Raw genomic sequence first — 4030 nt, 5'->3', positions numbered from 1 at the left:
GATGTCGAGAATGTCGTAGCCGCGATAATGCAGATCGTTGCCCGTCTTGCCGACCGTGCACAGCGCCGTGTTGCCTGCCGTCACGCCGGACAGCGCCACGGATTTCTTCGGTTTGAAGCCGCCTTGTGCGCCGGCGGTTTGCGTGGTCTCGCTCATCTTCCGCACTCTCCTGTTTGTCTGCTCATTGGCCCACTTCCACGAAAAGCGGCGCTGCCTCTGACGGGATCGCGCGGCCAGTGGATTGTGCGCGACGCAGCACCGACCAGTAATAGCGATAGCTCGCGCGGTCATGCAACGTATCGCGATGGCGCGTCGGTCCCCATTGCGCGGACTGCGCGGCCAGAAGAATGTCCGTGGCGGTGGCGATTTCTTCGTTGCGCGGTGCAAACGCGGCCACGATCGCCTCGATTTGCGCCGGGTGAATGCTCCACATGCGCGTGTAGCCGAACTCGTTGCGGGCACGCGCCGCGTCGTTCGCGACCACGCTCATGTCACGCACCTCGGTGCTGACGTTGTGCGACGGCACCTTGCCATGGGCATGGCAAGCGGCCGAAATTTCGAGCTTGGCGCGCCGCACCAGCGGATGATCGAACTGGCCAGGCGAGCGCATTGCCGTGTCGGGAATCGCGCCGTCGTGCGCGGAAACGAAATCCATCAGGCCGAAGCTGATGGCTTCGACGCCCGGCAGCGCGGCCAGATCGAACGCGCGCGCGAGCGCGCCGTGGGTTTCAACCAGCAATTGCACCGGCACCGGATTCACGATGCCCAACTCGCGGCGCGTGGCCTCGACGAACGCGACCATTTCGGCGGCGTCGGGCACATTGCGGATTTTCGGCAGCGTGATGTAAGCCGGCGCTCGCTTCGCCGCACGCAGAATCAGGCGGACGTCGTCGCGCCAGTGCGCGTGGCCGAAGTCGTGAATCCGCACGCCGACGCGCCCGAAGCGATCATGCTCGCTGCCGAGCAGCGACGCGACCAGTTCCGCGTGCTCCGCTTCGCGGCCAACTTGCGCGCCGTCTTCGCAGTCGAGCGTGATGTCGAACACCGGGCCGAGTTGCTGCTGCAACGCGAGCGATTTCAGCATCAGCTTTTCGCTGCCGGCGTAGTGATCGCAGGCAGGCAGCACAGTGGGCGGCACTTCGCCGTTGAACAGCACTTCGGCGGGTGTGAGGGCGCGCATCTTCGGCGTCAGGGGCGTGGGTCGTGTTGAGGGAAAACTGATTCGGGCGCGCTCTGCAAGGCCATCGTGACGCTTGGGCAAAACGCGTTCGGATCAGTTGCGAACCGGCGCAATGGCTCGATTCGCACGAAAAAAACCGGAACCCGCCGCGATAAAGCTTCGGAGTTCCGGTTGTTTTGCATCAGAGGCTTAGCCGAGCAGATGCTGAACGCCTTCGCGTTCTTCCAGCAGTTCCTGCAGCGTGCCGTCCATCTTTTCGCGCGAGAACGCGTCGATTTGCAGGCCTTCCACGCGCTTGTACTCGCCGTTTTCGCAGATCACCGGCACGCCGTAGATGATGTCTTCCGGAATGCCGTACGAGCCGTCCGACGGAATGCCCATGGTGACCCACTTGCCGTTCGTGCCCAGCACCCAGTCACGCACGTGGTCGATTGCAGCGTTAGCCGCCGATGCCGCCGACGACAGGCCGCGCGCCTCGATAATCGCCGCGCCGCGCTTGCCGACGGTCGGAATGAACGTGTTGCGGTTCCATTCGTCGTCGTTGATCAGCTTGGTCAGGTCCTGACCTTCTGCGGTGGCGAAGCGGAAGTCCGGGTACATGGTCGGCGAGTGGTTGCCCCACACAGCGAGCTTTTCGATCGACGCGACCGGCTTGCCCGACTTGGCGGCCAGTTGCGACAGCGCGCGGTTGTGGTCCAGACGCAGCATGGCCGTGAAGTTTTTCTTCGGCAGATCCGGTGCCGACTTCATGGCGATGTACGCATTCGTGTTGGCCGGGTTGCCGACCACCAGCACTTTCACGTCGCGGCTGGCGACTTCGTTCAGCGCCTTGCCCTGAACCGTGAAGATTTCGGCGTTGGCCGACAGCAGGTCCTTGCGTTCCATGCCTTTCGAACGCGGACGCGCGCCGACCAGAAGGGCCACGTCGGCGTCTTTGAATGCGACCTTCGGGTCGTCGGTGATCACGACGCCCGACAGCAGCGGGAATGCGCAATCATCCAGTTCCATCACGACGCCTTTGACGGCGCCTTGCGCTTGCGGCAGGTCGAGCAGTTGCAGGATAACCGGCTGATCCTTGCCGAGCAGATCACCATTGGCGATGCGGAACAGCAGGGAGTAAGCGATTTGACCTGCGGCGCCGGTGACGGCAACGCGCTTTGCGGGCTTAGCCATTGAGAAATCTCCAGGACGATGCGTTAGACGCTAGGGAAAACGCCATTCTATATGCGCGTTCAGCGAAGCGTTATGAAACACGGCGGAATTCACTGTTCGCGGACGGCCCATTGCTTGCGAGACCGACAGCGGCGCTGCGGCAAGACCGCCATGCCGGAAACCTGTACTACCGAGCGCCCGAACGCGGTGCTTCGCGCCGAAACCCTCGAGAGACGGAAAACCTCCGGGCGGACCCGGCGTTTTCACGAAAGGGCAATGCGGACATTGAGGCGCCGGGGTAGCCGCTGCACGGTGCGGGCTCCTGCAAACAGCGCGTTTCGGCAAGCGTCTGGCCAACGAATGGCGGCGAATCGAAACCTGGACTGCGTGGGAACAGCATGGTGCAGAGTGGCTGCCGGCGTGTGGCGGCGCTGCGAAACGAAACGCAGCCGACTGCCTTCAAAAAACCCGCAAACCCTTGCTCGCCAAGGAGTGTAGGAGTCGACAGGCGCAAAGTCAACTTTATCTTATGTCTTATATAAGACACATCTGTCGAGGGGGAAGTGCTGGACGCGGCCTAGCGCTTTATGATGAAATGCGCGGATGAATTCGAACCCGGCCAACACCACGAATCCGAGCGGTCATACGGCTGCCGGCGAAGGTGTATCCGCGGCCGCCCCGGCTGCGTCGCCCACTTTCAGTCCTCTTTATCAGCAGATCAAGGGGCTGATAACGCAGGGCCTCGAAAGCGGCGAATGGAAGCCCGGCGAGATCATTCCTAGTGAAGTCGAATTGGCGGCCAGATACAAGGTCAGCCAGGGCACGGTGCGTAAGGCGATCGACGAACTGGCCGCCGAGAACCTGCTCGTGCGCCGCCAGGGTAAGGGCACGTTTGTTGCGACGCATAACGAGGATCGCGCGCAGTTTCGCTTCCTGAGATTGCTGGCGGACGACGGCGCGGAACATCCCCACGTAAGCCGACTGTTGGAATGCCGGCGTCTGCGCGCGTCGGCTGATATTGCCCGGCAACTCGACCTGAAGCCCGCGGACCCTGTGGTGCTGATCAAGCGTTTGCTGCAATTCGACGGCGAGATCACCGTGCTCGATGAAATCTGGCTGCCGGGCGCCGTGTTTCGCGGGCTCACGCTCGAGCGGCTGTCCGAGTACAAGGGTCCTCTCTACGCGATGTTCGAGACGGAGTTCGGCACCCGCATGATCCGCGCCACGGAGAAAATCCGCGCGGTGGCGGCCGAGCCTCAGGTGGCCGATCTGCTGCATGTGCCGCCGGGATTTCCGCTGCTGTCGGTCGAGCGCGTGTCTTATACCTACGGAGACCGCCCGGTGGAAGTCCGGCGAGGTTGGTATGTCACAACCGGGTACTACTATCAGAACGATCTGAGCTGAATCGGGCTTGGACATGGGCGCGGCGTCCCGCACGCGCGCTTTTTCATGGCGCCATTTATTGCGTGAGCTGCAACGGACCTGTCGTGGGTTTCGCTGCAGCGCGAAATGAAAAGGCGCTAAAATTGCGGATTAGTGTGACTACATAGTAGGGGTCTAGCATGGCTGAAGCCGTAAAAAAACCGAGGCCGGAATTCCGGAACATCGGTATCGGGCAGATATTGACGGCGTATCGCCTTCCGCTCGCGGGACGCGTGTCGATTCTTCACCGCGTGAGCGGAGCCCTGCTGTTCGTAT

At 62.2% G+C, this 4030-nt stretch carries 4 protein-coding genes and 1 pseudogene; 2 read left to right on the top strand and 3 right to left on the bottom strand.

Translation table 11 applies throughout. From position 1 onward, the window contains the following. The 3 genes and pseudogenes from VOM14_RS31285 to VOM14_RS31275 all read right to left on the bottom strand — a co-directional run. Positions 1-156: pseudogene (locus VOM14_RS31285) on the bottom strand (2-methylcitrate synthase); the annotation flags it as partial. Positions 157-181: 25 nt separating this feature from the next. Beyond that, entirely contained in the window at positions 182-1180 is a 999-nt protein-coding gene (locus VOM14_RS31280; RefSeq protein WP_327632568.1) for an HpcH/HpaI aldolase/citrate lyase family protein, read from the bottom strand. 189 nt (positions 1181-1369) lie between these two features. Continuing rightward, positions 1370-2353: a malate dehydrogenase gene (locus tag VOM14_RS31275; protein ID WP_327632567.1), complete on the bottom strand. Its 984-nt coding sequence runs from the start codon at positions 2351-2353 to the stop codon at positions 1370-1372. 582 nt (positions 2354-2935) lie between these two features. On the opposite strand from VOM14_RS31275, the gene VOM14_RS31270 reads away from it, so the two are divergent. Further along, entirely contained in the window at positions 2936-3736 is an 801-nt protein-coding gene (locus VOM14_RS31270; protein WP_327632566.1) for a GntR family transcriptional regulator, read from the top strand. Between the two features lie 158 nt (positions 3737-3894). Further along, the coding region (locus VOM14_RS31265) for a succinate dehydrogenase, cytochrome b556 subunit (protein ID WP_442955616.1) at positions 3895-4030 on the top strand (136 nt) is incomplete at its 3' end.

Origin of the sequence: Paraburkholderia sp. MPAMCS5 (genome assembly GCF_036016995.1) — a bacterium.
Lineage (GTDB): Bacteria > Pseudomonadota > Gammaproteobacteria > Burkholderiales > Burkholderiaceae > Paraburkholderia.
The sequence above is the reverse complement of the archived record's forward strand: the minus strand, read 5'-3'. Positions and strand labels throughout refer to the sequence as shown.

Bases quoted from the DNA above. Each gene is read 5' to 3' on its own strand.
- VOM14_RS31280 (WP_327632568.1), bottom strand. From the start codon at position 1,180: ATGCGCGCCCTCACACCCGCCGAAGTGCTGTTCAACGGCGAAGTGCCG.
- VOM14_RS31275 (WP_327632567.1), bottom strand. From the start codon at position 2,353: ATGGCTAAGCCCGCAAAGCGCGTTGCCGTCACCGGCGCCGCAGGTCAA.
- VOM14_RS31270 (WP_327632566.1), top strand. From the start codon at position 2,936: ATGAATTCGAACCCGGCCAACACCACGAATCCGAGCGGTCATACGGCT.